The organism is Parvularcula maris (assembly GCF_024505085.1).
Classification (GTDB): domain Bacteria; phylum Pseudomonadota; class Alphaproteobacteria; order Caulobacterales; family Parvularculaceae; genus Parvularcula; species Parvularcula maris.
The window spans coordinates 59,804-76,826 of record NZ_JANIBC010000009.1 but is presented as its reverse complement, the minus strand read 5'-3'; the positions used below and the strand labels follow the sequence as shown (position 1 = coordinate 76,826).

Here is a 17,023-nt window from a genome sequence, read left to right as displayed (position 1 = left end):
GTGTTTCGGGCCTATGGCATAAAACACACACCGAACGAAAGCTTTGCGGGAAGGCTGCCGAAAGGGCTGGCCCGGGGCCGGTCTTCAGGGGCATTGTCATAGGATAAACGCAGAACAAGATCGGACATGTTCAGGGCAGTGGCCATTCTCACGGTGCTCATGCTGGTGATCGGGACCAGCGACGCAGCACTGCTCGGCAAGAAAGAGCCGTTTCACTCGGTGGACCGCCGGGACACGCTCTATGCTGGCCCGGGCGGTAGCATGCCGACCCAGACGATTACTCTATGGGTACACGAGAACCGCCGCGCGCTCAGCTCGCGTCTTCTTCCGCTTCAGCTTCTCAGGCTGCCCGCCGCCTCCCCCTCCGGCAGACCGCCGGTCCTCATTCTTGCCAGCGTCGACGGCGATACCGGCAACGAGTTCATCGAGCGGCGCTGGGATTTGATCGAGGCGCTGCGGGCGAGAAACGACGTCGTGGTGCTTGACCCCAGGGCCCGCGGATGGTCGGCCGGTGCGCCGAGCTGCCGCTCCTTCTACGGAGCCGAGCCCGGAAGCTCGAAGCGCGCCGCGGACCAGTGCCTCGCCTACTGGCGCACGGCTGGCTACGACACGGGCGGCTATACGAGGGACGCCATCGCCGACGATATCAGCGCCGCGGTGACGGCATTGGGGGGCAGGGTCGTGCTCCTGGCCGACGGTTCCGCAGCGCCTTCGGCCATGCTCGCCGTGGCCCGCCAGCCCAAGCTGTTCGAGCGGGCAGCGCTTCTCTCGCCGGTCGTCGAGGGGAGGGCGGAGAGCCATACGGACCTTCTCGAAGGCCTGCCCACCATGCTGGCCGCCAATGGCGAGACGGCGCGGCTCAAGCTCCCCCGCGCGGACTGGCTCCCCGCTATACCGTGGATGGGGAGGGGGCGCCTGCCGGACATGCTGGTTCTGACCGGCACCACCCCGGACAACCCGGACGCCAAACCGGCCCGGCGCCTCACGCGGTACTTCAAGAAGCAGCGGAGCATGGTGGTGGTCCGCAATAGCGGGGGCGACCCTATCGGGCGGTCCCCGTCTGCCTTGGAGATGCTGGTGCGGTTCACCGAAGGCGACCACGTGCCGTCCCAGTCGGTGGCCGTTGCGCCCGCCGCCTTGGCCGCGTCGGAGTTCTAAGGGTCCGGACCCTAGTCCTTCATCGGGTCGTGGCCCCAATTCATCAGGCTGTAGCGCCAGTCGCTGTCTTCGACGTCGCCGTCCGGCCCGCCCTGGGCCTTGTGGCGTTTGATGTAGCCGACCACCTTGCCCATGTGCTCCCACTGGTCGTCCGAGAGGTCGTCCTTGTTGGTGCGCTTGATCTTGACGATCCGCTCGCCGGATTTGTGGCCCTTGCTCTCGCCGTCACCTGAATCGGCGCCGACCTCCTTCGACTCGTCCGTCTCGAGCCACTCCTCGAGCTCCTTCGGGGCCATGTTCACAAGCTCGCCCCACTCGTCCCAAACGGTATCGCGGTCTTTCGCCATCGGTTCCTCCTCGATGTTGCGGGGAGGGAAGGGGGCGGGGCCGTCCATCGTTCCGAGAATGCGGCCTTCCGTCATCACGCGGCGTTGACTTTCAGTCATCCTCGCATGAACCTGAGCTTCACGAACTCGCGACAGGCTGGGTCGAGAGGAGCCGCGATGTTGACCGCTGTGATGGCCGCCATGGCCTTGATGCTGAACCCGCCGGTGGAGGAGGAGACGACCTTCGCCGCCGCTGACTTCAACACCACCGTCTATTTCGACTATGGCCGGTTGGACCTCGGCTCGGCAGGCAGGCTGCTGGTCACCGAGATGGGGGAGCGCGCGCGGGCGGCGGGCTACACCCGCGCCAAGATCGTCGGTCACACCGACAAGGCCGGACCGGAAGACAAGAACTACCATGACGGGCTGCAGCGCGCCGAAGCGGTCGCCGAAGTCCTGTCCCAGGCAGGCTTCACTAGGTCCGAACTCGCGCTCGGCAGCGCCGGAGAGACCCAGCCCGCTCGGAAGCACGAGGACGAGCGCCGCGAGCCTCTCAACCGCCGGGCGGTGATCGAGTTTCTCTCGCCGTGACGGCGAGGCCGCGCTTCCACCTCGCCTTTCCCGTCGACGACCTCGAAGCCGCACGCGGTTTCTACGGCGGCACGCTGGAATGCCCGGAGGGGCGGGAGGATCCGGGCCACTGGATCGACTTCGACCTCTACGGCCACCAGATCGTCGCGCACTACTCCCCCGAAGAGTGCCGCGCCGCCAGGACGGGCGAGGTCGACGGCCACGGCGTGCCCGTGCGCCATTTCGGCCTGATCCTGCCTTGGAAAGAATGGGAACACCTGCGTGATCGCCTGCAGGCGGCAGGCGCGAAGTTCATCATCGACCCCTATATCCGGTTCGAGGGTCAGGCCGGCGAGCAGGCGACCATGTTCGTCCTGGACCCCGCCGGCAACGCTCTCGAGTTCAAGGCCTTCCGCGAGGACAGGATGGTCTTCGCCAAGGAGTTGCGGGAGTCGGCCGATGGAGTTTCACCGGGAAGAAGGTAACGGCTTCGGCCGCTACACCACGGAGGTCGACGGCCACACTGCCAAGCTGACCTTCCTGAAGGACGGCGATATCCTCGTCATCGACCATGTCGGCGTACCCCGCCCCCTGGAGGGCCAGGGCGTCGGCAGCGCCCTGGTGCAACACGCCGTGGAACAGGCCCGCAGCCGCGGCGAGAAGCTTCGGCCCCTCTGCTCCTTCGCCCGGATCAAAATGGCTCGCCGCCCCGAATGGCAGGACGTCCTGGCATGACGGGCACGCTGGAGATCACGCGCCGAGAAGACGACAGCAAGGGCCGCTACGCGGTGACGCTGGACGGTCACACGGCAGAGATGACCTACAGCCGGGCAGGCGAGAAGCTCATCATCATCGACCATACGGGTGTGCCCGAGGGTTTGCGCGGCAGGGGCGTCGGGGAAGCCCTCGTCCAGCGAGGCGTCGAGGACGCCCGCGCCGAGGGCCGCAAGATCCTCCCCCTCTGCCCCTTCGCCAAGCGGCAGATCGAGAAGCACCAAGAGTGGCAGGACGTGCTGCAGTAGGCAGCGAGCTGGTGCTCGCTCGGTCCAGCCCCAAGACCTTATGGGGCTCAGTACATCTTCATGATGTCGCCGAGCGCCTTCTTCTTCAGCGCGTGCTCCGGCACCCCGGCATCTGCGGCGGGCCGACCCACCACCACGATCATCAGCGCCTTCTCCGTAGCCGGACGGCCCAGCGCCTCGCCGAGAAACTTCATCGGGTTCGGTGTATGGGTGAGGGTGGCTAGCCCCGAGAGGTGCAGCGAGGTCAGCAGCATGCCGCAGGCGAGGCCTGCGCTCTCGGTCACGTAGTAGTTCTTGCGGTCGTCACCGGCTTCCACACCGCCGCGTTTCTGGGCGAAGCATACGATGAGGTAGGGGGCGTGCTCGAGGAACGGCTTGTCGGCGTCCGTGCCGATGGGGGCGAGGGCGTCCAGCCACTCCTCCCCCGCCTTGCCGCCGTAGAAGGCGCGCTCCTCTTCCTCCGCCGCTTCCCGGATGCGCCGTTTCATCTCGGCGCTCTCGACGACGGCGAAGAACCAGGGCTGGTGGTTGGCCCCTGACGGCGCCGTTCCGGCTGTCTTGACCGCCTCCTCGATCAGCGCGCGCGGGACAGCTTCGGAGGAGAAGTCCCTGATCGTGTGCCGTGTCCGCATGGTCTCGGTAAAGGCGCGGGCGGCGGCGACGGCCTCCTCCTCGCTGGCGTGGCGCGGAGCGGGGGGAAGGCTGGCGAGCGGAACGTGGGGAGCCTCTGACATGGCCGGTGCTCTAACGCTTCTGTGCAGCCCGAGCCAGTGACCGCCGCCTGCTTTTGCGGCAAGCCGGTGGAGGGGCGAGAGGAGAGACCATGACCGAGCGCTGGCCCGCCATTCCCTACACCGACTGGAAGGAGACCGCCGCGGCGCTTCACCTCCAGTGTCAGATCCTGGGCAAGTACCGCCTAGCCCACACGCCGTGGGTGAACCATTCCTGGCACGCGACGCTCTACCCGGTGCCATCGGGGCTGACCACGGGGCCGGTCCATGACGGTGAGGCGACGATCACCCTCGGCCTCGACTTCAAGCGGCACCTCGTCACTGCCGAGAACATGACGGGGGAAGAGCTCTCCTTCCCGCTGGAGCCCATGAGCATCGCGGCGTTCCTGACCAGGACCGAAGATTTGATCGTCAGGGCAGGGGGCAGGCCCGTCATGCACGGCGCCCCCAACGAGCTGCCCGACGCGACACCCTTCGCCGAAGATACCGCGGAACGTCCCTATGACCGCGAGGCGGTTCAGCGTTTCCACCGCGCGCTTCTCTCGGTCGCGGGGGTCTTCGAGCGTTTCCGTACGGCGTATCTTGGGAAGGTCAGCCCGGTGCATCTCTTCTGGGGGTCGTTCGATCTCGCCGTGACCCGCTTCTCCGGCAGGTCCGCGCCGCTTCATCCGGGGGGCGTCCCCAACCTGCCCGACGCCGTTACCAGAGAAGCCTACAGCCACGAGGTCAGCTCGGCAGGCTTCTGGCCGGGGGGCGGGGGCGTCGAGGAAGCCATGTTCTACAGCTACGCCTACCCCGCCGCCGAAGGCTTCGACCGCCAGCCTGTCCACCCCGAAGCTGCCCGGTTCGACGAGAAGCTGGGCGAGTTCGTGCTACCCTACGAAGCGGTCCGCCGGGCCGAAGACCCCGAATCGGCGCTGCTCGATTTCCTGCAGTCGACCTATGAGGCCGCTGCTGTCACCGCAGACTGGGACCGGTCGTCCCTCGAATGCGCGATCGGCAGGCCCCGCGTGCCTCGCCAGGTGGGGTGAAGGACCCTAAAAGCCATAATTCGCTAAGCTTCGCTGCCTATTCCTTACCGGCGTTAACCACCCGCTAACCCTCGTCACCGATGTTTTAACCCTGCCATTCAAGCCGTCAGGGATCGCCGCCATGCCGCTCAACCTCTCCGCCTCCGCCGCCGATGAGCTGAAGCCCAAGATCGTCGTGATCGGCGTGGGCGGGGCCGGCGGCAACGCGGTCAACAACATGATCGAGAGCGAGCTCGACGGCGTCACCTTCGTCTGCGCCAACACCGACGCCCAGGCGGTCGGTCTCAACAAGGCCGAGAACAAGATTCAGCTCGGCACCGGCGTGACCCAAGGACTCGGCGCGGGCTCGCGGCCTCAGATCGGCGAGGCGGCGGCCGAGGAGAGCCTCGAGGACCTGATGACGGCGCTCGAAGGCGCCAACATGCTCTTCATCACCGCAGGCATGGGCGGCGGCACCGGCACCGGCGCAGCTCCTGTCATCGCCAAGGCGGCCCGTGACCTCGGCATCCTGACCGTGGGCGTCGTCACCAAGCCCTTCGCCTTCGAAGGCGCGCGGCGCATGCGCATCGCCGAGGAAGGGATCGAGGAGCTCGGCCGCCATGTCGACACGCTGCTCATCATCCCCAACCAGAACCTCTTCCGCCTGGCCGATGAGAACACCACCTTCGCCGACGCCTTCGCCATGGCCGACGAGGTGCTGCACTCCGGCGTCAAGGGCATCACCGACCTGATGATCGTCCCCGGCCACATCAACCTCGACTTCGCGGACGTCCGCACGGTGATGAGCGAGATGGGCAAGGCCATGATGGGCACCGGCGAGGCCACGGGCGACAGCCGCGCTTCGGTCGCCGCTGCCGCCGCCATCTCCAACCCTCTCCTCGACGAGATGTCGCTAAAGGGCGCGAAGGGCGTTCTCATCAACATCACCGGCGGGCTCGACATGAAGCTCTTCGAGGTGGACGAGGCGGCCAACGCCGTGCGCAACGAGGTCGATCCCGAGGCCAACATCATCGTCGGCTCGACCTTCGACCAGGACCTTCAGGGCACGATCCGCGTCTCCGTCGTCGCCACCGGCATTGACGGCGTCGAGGTCACCACCACCGCCGAGATCAGCCGCCCGGCTCCGGTGCAGCAGGCAGCGCCTGTGCCCGCTCCCGCCCCTCAGCCTGTGCAGCAGCCCGCGGCGGCCCTCAGCCCGCTGCCGAGCCCGGCCCTGCAGGTCGAGATCGCCCAGCCGGAAAACCCGGTCGGCGAGGTGCATGAGCGCATCCGCCGTATCCTCACCGAGGACCCGGCCCCACAGACCAGCACGGCGGCGCAGATGGCGCCTCGCCCGAACCCGTTCCGCGGCGGCCGCCAGCCCTCCACCTTGGAGACGGCCATGGGCGTCCTGCGCGAAGCGTTCAAAGGCAACAAGGAACAGCTTCCGGCCCAGACACGCCGCCTTCCCTCCGCCCGTCCCCTGACGGACGAGGAGGACGAGGTGGAAGTGCCCGCCTTCCTTCGCCGCCAGTAGGCAAGGCAAACCGACATCGAAGGCCGGGCGGCAGAACATCCTGCCGCCCGGCCTTTCTTTTGTCGGGTGTCCTTAAGAGGGGCTCGAACTACTGACGAGTGGCCAGCATGATCAGTTCGGAGCCTCCGTCGCGGGCTTCGAGATCGGTCAGCACCGCCTCGACATGCTTCTCGCTGCACTCCTCGATCATTCTCTCCGGGTAGTCGTGGCTTCGGCCCTTGCGGCAGAAGGCGACCGCTTCCTCCTCAAGCCGCTCGAGCAGATCGGCGCGTCCCTCCTCCGTGGAGAGCTCGCTCACCTTGTAGGGAAAGGAGAAGGTCCAGACCGAGCCGTCGGCGTGGGCCAGGCCGCTCAAGGCTACCACCGCGGCGGCGGCACTGAGGGCGGAGCGGGCTTTGCGGGTGAAGTTCCTGGTCATCATCGGGTTCCATCGTTGCGACCCATCTGATTTGAGGGCCCCCCGGCGTTGCGACCCGATGGGGCGCCGTGGTCTCACGGATGTTCTTCTGATGCCTGTAATCCGCCAATGGTAACAAAGGGATGATGGGAGGATGAGGGTGGTCATCGGAAGAACATCACCTCACCATCACGGCCCTGATGGGCGAAAGAGACTGGTATTGTCGCGCGGGCACCCTCAACTACCGGCTGGGAAGGGAGAGATGCGGCGGTGAGCGAAGAAGCGACCAAGACGGCAGGGCAGGGAGTGTGTCTCCGGATCGGCGGTTTCGTCTTCGACCGCAGCCGCAACGCCCTGTTCGCCGATCAGCAGGAGCTGCTCCTGGAGCCGAAAGTGGCCGACCTTCTGGCCCGGTTCGCGGAGAGCCCAGGCGAGGTCCTGCCGCGGGGCGTTCTCCTCGATGACGTGTGGGGCACCAGGATCGGCTCGGACGAGAGCCTGACGAGGGCCGTCTCCCTGCTTCGCAAGGCGTTCCGCACCCACGACACGGCAACCTATATCGAGACGGTCCCCAAACGCGGCTACTGTCTGACGGTCGAGGTCTCCGATGCCCTGCCCGAACCGGACGAGCCGCCGGTGGAAAGAACAGCCGAGGAAGCTAGGCCGGAACCTCTGGCTGAGGCTGCCGCTCCGCCCGAGCCGGCCGGCTTCTCACCGGAAACCGAAGACGACCCCGAGCCGGTTTCGAAAGCCTCTAGCGCTGCGGAATCCTGGCCGCTCGGCCGGGTGGTGGCCTATACCGGCTCCACCCTCCTCAAGGTGATCGGGGCGGTCGTCCTGCTCACCGTGGTGGCAGGCGCGATCACCACGATCTTCGTGGTCGGGCGGACCGAGGGTCATGGCCGAACCGAGCGGCGTCTGGCGATCGCCGAGCTGACGCTGCCCGAGACGCAGCCCGGTGCGGCGATGGAAGCGTCGATACGCGAACGCCTTCCGGTGGCGATGATGGCCAACGGTCTCGATTACGGCCAGAACGCCGAGCAGGCCGGGCTCCACCTGATCATCCGCGTTTCGGAGCAGCAGGATCGGACCCTGGCCTCGACGGTGGAGCTTCTCAACGCGAGGACCGGAGAGGTCCTCTGGACAGGGCGGCACACCGCCCCCGAAGGGGATACGGGAGCCCTCGCGCGGGAGATCGTGGGGAGCGCAGCGGCGGTGCCAGGCTGCGCCATCAAGGGGTTCGATGTCTACGACATGACCTCGCGCTTCATGCCGGCGGCGCTGCGCTACTGCGCGGCGGCGAGGCGCGACCCCGATGGCCTAGCCCATGTGGAAGCCGCCGAAGCCCTTATCGACATCGCCGCCGACAACGCTTCGGTCTGGGCGGTCCACGCCATCTCCCATACGCTATGGAGCGAAGCGGAGGGTGGCCGCCGCCCGGCGCGCCTGATCGAGCGGTCCATGAACCAGGCCGCGGAGATCGCAAGGCCGAAGGACGAGCCGACCCTGGCGCTCGCAACCATCGTGACCGGCCAGGCGGACAGCCGAGACCCGTCCGAGCGCGAAGCGCTTCTCCGCGACGCGACCTTGGGCAAAGGTCCCCTGACGAACCTTGCCAGGGCCATCAGAGCCGAAGAGCTCCGGGAGCAGGGGGAGCCCACCGAGGCCAGCGCCGTGCTGAGGCGGATAGGAAGATCCGACCCCGCCCACCCGCTGGCTTCGTCCGGTTTGGAACCTGTGCCTAATAGGTAGCGTGAGTCCCTGTCAGTTCCGCTCAGGCGAAGGCGGAGACGTTCGGTTCACGTCGGCGGTTTGCGGGGGCCTGAACCAGAGAACTACTGAGAGCGGGGCGTGTCAGCATTCCATGAGCGCAGCCCCGGAACAGAGCGACGTTGCCCCTCTCGAGAGTATTCTCGAAGAAGCTGTCGAGGCGACCGATGATGAGAAGACGACGGTGGGCGACATTATCGACGCCTTCGGTGCGCAGAGCCTCGGGCCGATGCTGATTCTCTTCGGACTCCTGGCGCTGTTTCCGCCGATCGGCGCTGTGCCGGGGGTGCCGATCGTCCTCGGTGCCGTACTAGCGCTCTATGCGGTTCAGTTCATCGTCGGCAAGGAGCGGGTCTGGGTTCCTGCTCGTCTGCGGCGAATCAGTTTCGAGCGTGCGAAGCTCGAGAAGGCTCGTGAGAGGATGTCACCGTGGCTCTCTCGCATCGACCGGCTGTTCAGGGAGCGGATGAGCTTCGCCACCGGCAAGCTGATGTCGCGTTTTGTTGGTGTAGCCGCCTTGATCCACGCTGGCCTGATGATCCCCCTTGAGTTCGTCAGCCTGGTCGCCATCCCAGGCGCCGCGCTCGTCTTCTTCGGCGTGGCACTGACGGCGAGGGACGGGCTGATGATGATCATCGGCTGGACCATCACCGCCGCCGCCTTCTACGTGACGGTGTTCATGGTGCCATGGGGGAAGATTACGGAGGCGGCGGCCAAGCTGCTATAAAGTAGCGCCGAAGGGCAGGGCCGGGCTTTCCAAGCCGCAAGGAGCACTCTAGTGTCGCGGCTTTGATCGACCAGGGCAGAGGACATCCATGTCAGAAACGACCGCGGACCGTACCGTAGGCGAGAACACGGAAGCGGCGGGAGGTCTCGTTGACCTCACCGACGACAAGGGCTTTCTAGGGCATCCCAAGGGCCTAGCGATTCTCTTTTTCGCGGAGATGTGGGAGCGGTTCTCCTTCTACGGAATGCGCTCGCTGCTCGTCCTCTACCTCGTGCAGCACTTCCTGTTCAGTCAGGACAAGGCCCAGGGCATCTACGCGGCCTACGGCTCGCTGGTCTACCTCACCCCGGTCATCGGCGGGCTGATCGCCGACCGCTTTCTCGGCCCGCGCAGGGCGGTGCTGATCGGTGCGATCTTCCTTACCGCCGGGCACGGCTTGATGGCGTTCGAGGGCGCAGGCTCCACCTCATTCATCGAGACGGCGGGGCAGCGCTTCGAGGTCGTAACGGAAGGCCGGATGAGCGAGGCGCGCTCGTTCCTGCGTGACGGCGAGGAGCTTCGTCCGCTGACCTACACGTCGAGCGGCATCGAAGTCGGCGGCGAGGGCGACGCTCCGTCACTGATCGAGCGCGGCTCTTACGAGGAGGTGGTCGAGCAGCAGCAGACCTATGTGAACATCCTGTTCCTGGCGCTATCGCTCATCGTGGTCGGCGTCGGCTTCCTCAAGGCGAACATCTCGACCATGGTCGGGAAGCTTTATGGCGAGAAGGATCCGCGGCGCGATCCGGGCTTCACGATCTTCTACATCGGCATCAATACAGGCTCCTTTGCCGCGTATATTCTCTGCGGCTGGCTGGCCGTGAGATACGGCTGGGGTGCGGGCTTCGGGGCCGCGGGTATCGGCATGGCGCTCGGACTTCTGGTCTTCGTGCTGGGCAAACCGCTTCTCATGGGTCGCGGCGAGCCGCCCATCACGCTGAAGGGCGCCATGGTCGCAGCGACCTGGATCGGCGGGATCGTCGCCTTGGCGCCGATCTACCTCCTCATTCAACGGGACGAGTTCCTGTCGACCGTGCTGCTCTATGGTGGGCCGATCCTTTATATCGGTTTGCTGGTGTTTGCGTTCGTCGCCTTCAAGGCTGAGATCCGCAGCCGAATGATGGTGGCGGTCATCCTCACCTTCGCCTCGGTCATGTTCTGGGCACTGTTCGAGCAGGCAGGCACCTCGCTGACGCTCTATGCCTCGAACAACTCAGCGCTTCCCAGCTTCCTCAATGCGGCACAGGTCGGCTTCCTCAACCCGTTCTATATCATCCTCCTCGGCCCCGTCTTCGCCTGGGCTTGGATGTTCTTGGCGCGGCGCGGCATGGAGCCCTCCACCCCGGTGAAGTTCTCGCTGGGCATCGCGCAGGTGGCCCTCGGCTTCTATCTCCTGGTCTGGGGCATCAGCTCCTTCGCCAGCCCGGTGGAGAGCGCTGCGGGCGTGCGCTACCTCGTGCCGTTCGTCTTCATCGCAGGCGCCTATCTGCTTCACTCAACGGGTGAGCTGTCGTTGTCGCCAGTGGGTCTGTCGATGATCACCAAGCTGTCCGCGCCCAGCGTGGTCGGTGTGATGATGGGGGCGTGGTTCCTATCCTCGTCACTGGGTCATAATCTCGGCGGCATCATCGCCCGCTGGAGTTCGACAGAGACCGTCGGCGGCGTGGTGACCGACAGCCAGGCGCAGCTTGAAGCCTATGCCGACACCTTCATGATGGCGGGTCACCTCGGCCTTGCCGTAGCCGGTGTCGTGCTGCTGCTGACCCCGCTGCTCAAGCGCTGGATGGCCGGCATCCACTAAGGCCTGGACCAGGTACAGTAAAAGCGCCGCCCCTCGGGGCGGCGTTTTCATGTTCGGAGTGCTTCACCGGCTGCCTCGGCCAAGGCAGGGGTGGCGGCGACGATGACCTGGAGTGTGCCGCCACCGCCGCCATTGTCCCGAACCGGGGCACCTTGCCAGTCGGTGACGACGCCGCCGGCCGCTTCGATCACCGGGATGACGGCGGCGATGTCGTGCCAGTGGAGGCCTGCCTCGACCACAAGGTCCATCTGCCCGCCCGCCACGAGGCCGAAGCCGTAGCTGTCGAGACCCTGGCGAAGAAGGCGGACCTGCCTAGCCAGCGCACCGACGGCGGCGGCCTCGTCTTCGGTGAAATAGGCGTCGGCGCGTATGTCGGTGACCATCATCTTGGCCTCTTTCAGCCGCTCCACGTCGGAGGTGCCCCCGTTGTGAAAGCCCTGCACGGTCAGCTCGGTCTCGCCGTCCTTACCGTGATAGCCGACCCAGCGCTCCTTCAGGCAGGGCTGGTCGATCACGCCTAGAACCGGGCGGCCCTGGTGCTCGAGCCCGATGAGGGTGGTCCAGACCGGCACACCGCAGATGAAAGCCCTCGTGCCGTCCACCGGGTCGAGGACCCAGCGGTATGGCTCGCTGCCGTGGGTTTCGGGAAACTCCTCCCCGCGAATGCCGTGGCCGGGGAAGCGCGCAGCGATCTTGGCACGCAAGGCCCGCTCCGCCTCGCGGTCGGCGGCGGTGACGGGGTCGAAGCCGTCGGCAAACTTGTTCTCGACGGAGAGAGGCGTCCTGAAGTGCTGCATCGTGATGCGTGCAGCGGTGTCGGCGAGCTCACCGGCGAAACGGAGAAGAGAGGAACTGTCCATGACCGGGGCAGATAACGCTAGCGTGAAAAAATCAAGGCCTCGCACGGCAATACGCGCCGTGCGAGGCCTCTCCCCCTCGCTGGCCGTCATCAGGGGCGACGGCCAGCTCCCGGCGAAAACCTACGCAGCCGTGTCGGCCAGGGTTTTCGCGAGGTCCAGGAACCGCCGACGCGGCTCCTCTTTCAGGTTGTAGTAGGCGCGGATAAGGTCGATCGTTTCCTTCTGCTGAAGGACTTCGGGGGCGATCATGCCGTCCTCGGTCTCACCGGTATGAAGGGCGCGCTCCTCGTCGGTCATGCCTTCGAAGAAGTAGCTGACCGGCACCTCCAGCGAGCGGGCGATGACCCACAGGCGGGAGGCGGAGATGCGGTTCGCGCCGCTCTCGTATTTCTGGATCTGCTGAAACTTGATGCCCACCGCATCGGCGAGCTTCTGCTGGGTCATGCCGAGAAGGCAGCGGCGCTGACGCAGCCTTTGCCCGACATGGAGATCGACTTGATGCGGCATGAACCGTCACTCCGTTTCCTAGACGGGAGTGCAGATGCAGACCTCGTGCCACCCAAAGCTGTGCCGGATGGGGAAGGGGCGGTTTGCATGCCTCCTTCCCTTTAGGGGAGGTGTCAGCAAAGCTGATGGAGGGGAGTAGCAACAAAGGACTTCGCTAATTGACGGTCCCCCTCCGCCCTTCGGGCACCTCTCCCTATCAGGGTGAGGGAAGCGCAATGGCGATGAATGTTCCCGGCAAACCAACGGCGGAACGGGAAGGCACCCAACCGGGTGCCCGGCGCCCCTGCGCCGCCCCATCGGAGGCGCCACGCGCCGTGAGATCAAAAAAATGGTGGAGCTAGGCGGAATCGAACCGCCGACCTCTTGCATGCCATGCAAGCGCTCTACCAATTGAGCTATAGCCCCGTTGTCCCGTTTGGGATCGGAAGCGGCTGAATACCGAGGGGCTTTTGCCGATGCAAGCGCTTTTCGGCAGATTTTTGCCTCAAGGCTCGTGGCAGAAACCTCTGTCGAAGTCCGCCGGGGGCAATGCCTGGGCCACGAGGCCGCGACGGTCGAGATGATCGAGAAAACGCTCGAGGCTGATCAGGCTGTTCCTGGTCCGGGTGAGGCGCGGTCCGTCGTGGAAGACGACGATGTCTCCCGCCTGGACGGTCCTGCCGAGCCCGTCTCCGTAGCGGGCGGCGACATGGCGGTTGAAGAGCGGCGTCGGGGTCTCCGTGGCGCCGCCCGCGTCCCAGGGCAGGTAGGAGGCCAGCATGAAATGGGCGCGCTGCTCGGAGAGCCCGGCATCGCCGAGCACCGGACCCATCACCTCCTCCTTGTACCGGCCAAGCGGCGGCCGGAACCAGCCCGCGTAAGCGTCACCCTCCTTCGCCAGAAGACAGTGACTACGGACGAAAGCCTCGCGGAAGGCAGCCTCGTCGACAACGGACCAGTCCCGGTCGGAGGGCATGTGGTTACCGAGATTATGTCCTTCCGAGGCCATCCGGCTCAGCACCGCAGGATCGGTGATATGATCCGTGTGAAGAAAGAAGGTTGCTGTCGCCTGGTGCTCGGCGAGGAGGGCCAGCATCTCGCCGGTCAGCTCCGAGGGGCCATCGTCGATGGTGAGGTAGACGATCTCCTCCCCATCGGTGGGCAGGGTGAAGACGACCTCCGGGCTCGCGGCTCGCCCGAAGGGAAGGGCTGCGCGCTGAATGCTCTCACAGGAACTTGCGGAGAGAAGAATGCCGAAGGCAAGGATAAGGACGATGCCCAAGGTGCGCCTCATCCTGTCCTCCGCCGACCCTCTCGTTCGTGCTGCCCTCAGGCGTCTTCTAGCTCCGGCTCCGCGTCGGCGCCTGCGATGAAGCCGCCGGACTGGCGCTGCCACAGCGAGGCGTAGAGGCCGCCAGCGGCCACCAGCTCGTCATGGCGACCTTCCTCGATGATCTCGCCTTTGTCGAGGATGATCAGGCGGTCCATCGCGGCGATGGTGGAGAGGCGGTGGGCGATGGCGATGACGGTCTTGCCCGCCATCAGCTCGTCCATCCGGCCCTGCACGGCTGCCTCCACCTCGCTGTCGAGGGCCGAGGTGGCCTCGTCGAGGATGAGGATGGGGGCGTCCTTGAGGATCACCCGCGCGATGGCGATGCGCTGGCGCTGGCCGCCGGAGAGCTTGACCCCGCGCTCGCCCACATGGGCGTCGAGACCTCTTCGGCCTTTGTTGTCCTCGAGGTCCTGGATGAAGTCCCAGGCCTCGGCCTTCTTGGCAGCGGCAAGGATCTCCTCCTCGCTGGCTTCGGGCCGTCCGTAGGCGATGTTCTCGCGGATCGAGCGGTGCATGAGGGAGGTGTCCTGGGTGACCACACCGATCTGGCTACGGAGCGAGTCTTGGGTCACCTCGGCTACGTTCTGTCCGTCGATCAGCACACGGCCGCCTTCGACATCGTGGAGGCGCAGCAGCAAATTGACGATGGTGGACTTGCCCGCGCCGGAGCGGCCCACAAGGCCCACTTTCTCACCGGGTCTGATGGAGAAGGAGAGGTCGTCGATCACGTGCCGGTCCTTGCCGTAGTGGAAGGTGACGTCGTCGAAGACGATCTCGCCCTTCTTGGCCGCGAGCTTGTTGCCAGACTGGTCGGTCACGGTCAGAGGCCGGGTGAGCGTCTCCATCCCGTCCTGGGCCATGCCGATGTTCTCGAAGAGGTTCGCCACCTCCCACAGGAAGTAGTGGCTGATGCCCTGAAGCCTGAGCGCCAGGGTCGAGGCGAACGCCACCGCGCCGATGCTGAGCCCGGCGGCGGGGTTCGCCCAGAGAGCGAGGCCCAGGCCGAGCGTGGCGGCGATCATCATGCCGTTGAGGGTGTGGAGGGTCATGGAGAGCTGGGTGGCGAGCCGCATCTGCGGGTAGACCGAGCCCAGCATCCGCCTCATCCCTTCGCGCGCATAGGCATCCTCCGCTGGTCCGGTCGAGAAGAGCTTGACGGTGGAGATGTTCGTGTACGCATCGACGATGCGGCCCGTGAGGACCGATCGGTCGTCGGACTGCCTCTTCGAGATCGCCGCGAGCTTGGGCAGAAAGTAGCGTCCGGCAGCGAAGTAGAGAACCAGCCAGATGCCTAAGGGCACGGCCAGCCGCCAGTCCGCCGCGAAGAACAGCGCGAAGGCCGAGCCGAAATAGACGAGGCCCCAGACGCCTAGGTTCGTGATCTTCACCGCCGTCTCGCGCACGCCGAGGGCGGTCTGCATCAGCTTGGTGGAGATGCGGCCAGCGAACTCGTCGGCGAAGAAGCTTTGCGATTGGCGCAGGAGGTAGCGGTGCCCCCGCCAGCGGATCGACATAGGCATGTTGCCCATGATGCCCTGGAGCAGGCTCAGCTCGTCGGCGAGATGCAGAAGCGGCCAGAGCGCACCGATCAGCAGGAGGACGACGATCAGCTCGCCGCGGTGCTCATCGAAGAAGGTATCGGGACCGCTCTGCGTAGCGAGGTCGATCAGATGCCCGATCCGCTCGAAGGCGAAGACCTCCAGAAAGGCGATGACGATCGAGGTGCAGATGGTGGCGACGAACAGCCAGCGGAACGGCTTCGCGTAGTGCCATACGAAGGAGGCCAGCTTCTCCGGCGGGCGGGAGGGGGCCTCGTGCTTCAGCGGATCGACGAAGCCTTCGAATGTGCGGAACAACATGGTGACCTTCCAAGCTGCCCGTTTGGCGGAAGGGCAGCCGGACCGAATATGGGAAGGACGGGACCTTGACCAGAGGGAAAAGCTGTCCAGACGCTCACGTGGGGGTGAGGGGGCGACTCCCTGATGCTCGAACACCGTCATCCCGGAAAGCCGTCAGGCTTATCCGGGACCCATGGACCAAACGCCTGCACCTGTTTGAACCAGAAGGTCCATGGGTCCCGGCTCTACTCTTCGCTTCGGCCGGGATGACGACGGCATCCACCTTCACACGTCGGAGATGTTGGAAAGGTGACAGGACGTCACCCGACCGCCTCTTCGATCGCCTGCTGATAGATGCCGAACGCCGCCTCCGCCCCCTCCACGATCTTCTCGACCTCGTCTTCGGAGGGCTGGGCTTCGCCGAGCGCAGTAAGCACCCGTCCCCAGTAGCCCTTCATGCGGTCGTCGCTGAGAAACCGGTACGCGACCCGTGTCTCCTCCGTGCCCTCATCGAGCCAGCGGCGGCGCAGCACCTCCGTCCCGAGGGCCGAGCCTGCGATGACATAGGCGACCCCCAAAGGGTGGGTATCGGGGGGTAGGGCGGCGAGGCTCGCGCCTGGCATGGATGCTCCCAGCGCTGCCAGATCCTCGCGCAGGAGCCCCAGCCGGGGCGGGGCGGGGTAGCGGCCATCGGCCTGCAGAAACGGCTCGATCACCCCGAGAGCTCTGGCATGCGTCCTTAGGAAACCGGCCAGCCCCTGGGGTGTTCCCAACTCCAAGAGGGAGAGCGCGTCGTCGGTTTTCTGATGGGTTTCAGCGGTCTGCTGCTTCAGGAGGAAGCGAAGGGAGGGGGCTCGGTCGGCCATGGGTGACGGAATGGATGACCGTGGCGCGCCTGTCACTAGGTTTTCTGTTCATACGGGACGAAGAGGCCAAGCCCCGGTCAGGAGAGCGGTTTGGAGTACATCATTCTCAACCTGTTGCCGATTGCGGCAGCGACGGCGGCGTCCTTCGCCTTCGGCGCAGGCTGGTACATGCTGCTGTCCAAGCCGTGGATGGGCGCAGCGGGTCTGACCGAGGACCGGATCAAGGGGGCCAAGCGCCCCTGGCTGCCCTTCCTGATCGCGTTTCTGGCCGAGTTCTGGATCGCCGCGGTGATGGCGGGCGCGCTGATCCTGGCGCCGCCCGAGGCGGGTGCCTGGACCATGGCTTTCGGTACGGCGCTGATCCTCTGGTCGAGCTTCGTCATGCCGACGATGATCGTGAACCACCGCTACCAGATGCTGCCCTGGCGGCTGACTTTCATCGACGGCGGGCATTGGCTGGGCGTCTTTCTCCTCCAGGTTGCCGTGCTTCAGGGTTTGGGCCTGAAAGCACCGCCGGGGGCTTGAAGTTGGTGCGGTTCTTGAAGCAACAGT

At 65.8% G+C, this 17,023-nt stretch carries 19 protein-coding genes and 1 tRNA gene; 11 read left to right on the top strand and 9 right to left on the bottom strand.

The features are described 5' to 3' along the window. The first annotated feature begins 126 nt into the window (after positions 1 to 126). Complete coding sequence (locus NOG11_RS11045; protein WP_256619821.1) at positions 127 to 1,158, top strand: alpha/beta fold hydrolase; 1,032 nt, start codon at positions 127 to 129, stop codon at positions 1,156 to 1,158. A gap of 11 nt (positions 1,159 to 1,169) precedes the next feature. On the opposite strand, the gene NOG11_RS11040 is transcribed toward NOG11_RS11045, so the two are convergent. Beyond that, positions 1,170 to 1,505, bottom strand: a complete 336-nt coding sequence (locus NOG11_RS11040) for a DUF3140 domain-containing protein (protein WP_370468273.1) — start codon at positions 1,503 to 1,505, stop codon at positions 1,170 to 1,172. Positions 1,506 to 1,661: 156 nt separating this feature from the next. On the opposite strand from NOG11_RS11040, the gene NOG11_RS11035 reads away from it, so the two are divergent. From NOG11_RS11035 to NOG11_RS11020, 4 genes are read left to right on the top strand one after another with little or no spacing between them, the layout of a single operon-like run. Beyond that, positions 1,662 to 2,075 (top strand): OmpA family protein, encoded by a 414-nt coding sequence (locus NOG11_RS11035; RefSeq protein ID WP_256619819.1) that lies wholly within the window; start codon positions 1,662 to 1,664, stop codon positions 2,073 to 2,075. Then, positions 2,072 to 2,539, top strand: a complete 468-nt coding sequence (locus NOG11_RS11030) for a VOC family protein (protein ID WP_256619818.1) — start codon at positions 2,072 to 2,074, stop codon at positions 2,537 to 2,539. Before NOG11_RS11035 ends, NOG11_RS11030 begins: the two co-directional genes overlap by 4 nt. Then, the gene (locus NOG11_RS11025) at positions 2,514 to 2,789 is read left to right on the top strand and encodes a GNAT family N-acetyltransferase (RefSeq protein ID WP_256619817.1); all 276 of its coding nucleotides are present in this window, start codon (positions 2,514 to 2,516) and stop codon (positions 2,787 to 2,789) included. Before NOG11_RS11030 ends, NOG11_RS11025 begins: the two co-directional genes overlap by 26 nt. Beyond that, positions 2,786 to 3,076 carry a GNAT family N-acetyltransferase gene (locus NOG11_RS11020; RefSeq protein WP_256619816.1) on the top strand — a complete coding sequence of 97 codons (291 nt, stop codon included), beginning with the start codon at positions 2,786 to 2,788 and terminating at the stop codon, positions 3,074 to 3,076. Before NOG11_RS11025 ends, NOG11_RS11020 begins: the two co-directional genes overlap by 4 nt. Before the next feature lie 47 nt (positions 3,077 to 3,123). Here the strand turns inward: NOG11_RS11020 and NOG11_RS11015 are convergent, their stop codons facing one another. Beyond that, on the bottom strand, positions 3,124 to 3,810 hold the full coding sequence (locus NOG11_RS11015; protein ID WP_256619815.1) for a nitroreductase family protein: 687 nt from the start codon (positions 3,808 to 3,810) through the stop codon (positions 3,124 to 3,126). Positions 3,811 to 3,899: 89 nt separating this feature from the next. Here NOG11_RS11015 and NOG11_RS11010 point away from each other — a divergent pair, with 89 nt between their 5' ends. Next, positions 3,900 to 4,838: a DUF5996 family protein gene (locus tag NOG11_RS11010; protein WP_256619814.1), complete on the top strand. Its 939-nt coding sequence runs from the start codon at positions 3,900 to 3,902 to the stop codon at positions 4,836 to 4,838. Between the two features lie 121 nt (positions 4,839 to 4,959). Continuing rightward, positions 4,960 to 6,354 carry a cell division protein FtsZ gene (gene ftsZ / locus NOG11_RS11005; protein WP_256619813.1) on the top strand — a complete coding sequence of 465 codons (1,395 nt, stop codon included), beginning with the start codon at positions 4,960 to 4,962 and terminating at the stop codon, positions 6,352 to 6,354. An 88-nt stretch (positions 6,355 to 6,442) separates the two neighbouring features. Here the strand turns inward: ftsZ and NOG11_RS11000 are convergent, their stop codons facing one another. Then, complete coding sequence (locus tag NOG11_RS11000; protein ID WP_256619812.1) at positions 6,443 to 6,772, bottom strand: UrcA family protein; 330 nt, start codon at positions 6,770 to 6,772, stop codon at positions 6,443 to 6,445. Positions 6,773 to 7,021: 249 nt separating this feature from the next. Here NOG11_RS11000 and NOG11_RS10995 point away from each other — a divergent pair, with 249 nt between their 5' ends. The 3 genes from NOG11_RS10995 to NOG11_RS10985 all read left to right on the top strand — a co-directional run bounded on the left by NOG11_RS10995 (position 7,022) and on the right by NOG11_RS10985 (position 11,088). Further along, positions 7,022 to 8,503: a winged helix-turn-helix domain-containing protein gene (locus NOG11_RS10995; RefSeq protein ID WP_256619811.1), complete on the top strand. Its 1,482-nt coding sequence runs from the start codon at positions 7,022 to 7,024 to the stop codon at positions 8,501 to 8,503. A gap of 112 nt (positions 8,504 to 8,615) precedes the next feature. Next, positions 8,616 to 9,248, top strand: a complete 633-nt coding sequence (locus NOG11_RS10990; RefSeq protein WP_256619810.1) for an exopolysaccharide biosynthesis protein — start codon at positions 8,616 to 8,618, stop codon at positions 9,246 to 9,248. Between the two features lie 88 nt (positions 9,249 to 9,336). Next, the gene (locus NOG11_RS10985; protein WP_256619809.1) at positions 9,337 to 11,088 is read left to right on the top strand and encodes a peptide MFS transporter; all 1,752 of its coding nucleotides are present in this window, start codon (positions 9,337 to 9,339) and stop codon (positions 11,086 to 11,088) included. A gap of 47 nt (positions 11,089 to 11,135) precedes the next feature. On the opposite strand, the gene NOG11_RS10980 is transcribed toward NOG11_RS10985, so the two are convergent. The 6 genes from NOG11_RS10980 to NOG11_RS10955 form a co-directional block, all read right to left on the bottom strand. After that, positions 11,136 to 11,948 carry an inositol monophosphatase family protein gene (locus tag NOG11_RS10980; RefSeq protein WP_256619808.1) on the bottom strand — a complete coding sequence of 271 codons (813 nt, stop codon included), beginning with the start codon at positions 11,946 to 11,948 and terminating at the stop codon, positions 11,136 to 11,138. A 120-nt stretch (positions 11,949 to 12,068) separates the two neighbouring features. After that, entirely contained in the window at positions 12,069 to 12,455 is a 387-nt protein-coding gene (locus tag NOG11_RS10975) for a helix-turn-helix domain-containing protein (protein WP_256619807.1), read from the bottom strand. Positions 12,456 to 12,784: 329 nt separating this feature from the next. Then, positions 12,785 to 12,860 (bottom strand) — tRNA-Ala (locus tag NOG11_RS10970). Between the two features lie 79 nt (positions 12,861 to 12,939). Beyond that, a complete protein-coding gene (locus tag NOG11_RS10965) occupies positions 12,940 to 13,728 on the bottom strand; it encodes a polysaccharide deacetylase family protein (RefSeq protein WP_256619806.1) in 789 nt (262 codons plus the stop codon). A gap of 35 nt (positions 13,729 to 13,763) precedes the next feature. Continuing rightward, positions 13,764 to 15,623 carry an ABC transporter ATP-binding protein gene (locus tag NOG11_RS10960; protein WP_370468272.1) on the bottom strand — a complete coding sequence of 620 codons (1,860 nt, stop codon included), beginning with the start codon at positions 15,621 to 15,623 and terminating at the stop codon, positions 13,764 to 13,766. Between the two features lie 302 nt (positions 15,624 to 15,925). Further along, the gene (locus NOG11_RS10955; RefSeq protein WP_256619804.1) at positions 15,926 to 16,471 is read right to left on the bottom strand and encodes a biliverdin-producing heme oxygenase; all 546 of its coding nucleotides are present in this window, start codon (positions 16,469 to 16,471) and stop codon (positions 15,926 to 15,928) included. A 90-nt stretch (positions 16,472 to 16,561) separates the two neighbouring features. Here NOG11_RS10955 and NOG11_RS10950 point away from each other — a divergent pair, with 90 nt between their 5' ends. After that, positions 16,562 to 16,996: a DUF1761 domain-containing protein gene (locus NOG11_RS10950; protein WP_256619803.1), complete on the top strand. Its 435-nt coding sequence runs from the start codon at positions 16,562 to 16,564 to the stop codon at positions 16,994 to 16,996. Positions 16,997 to 17,023 lie beyond the last annotated feature (27 nt).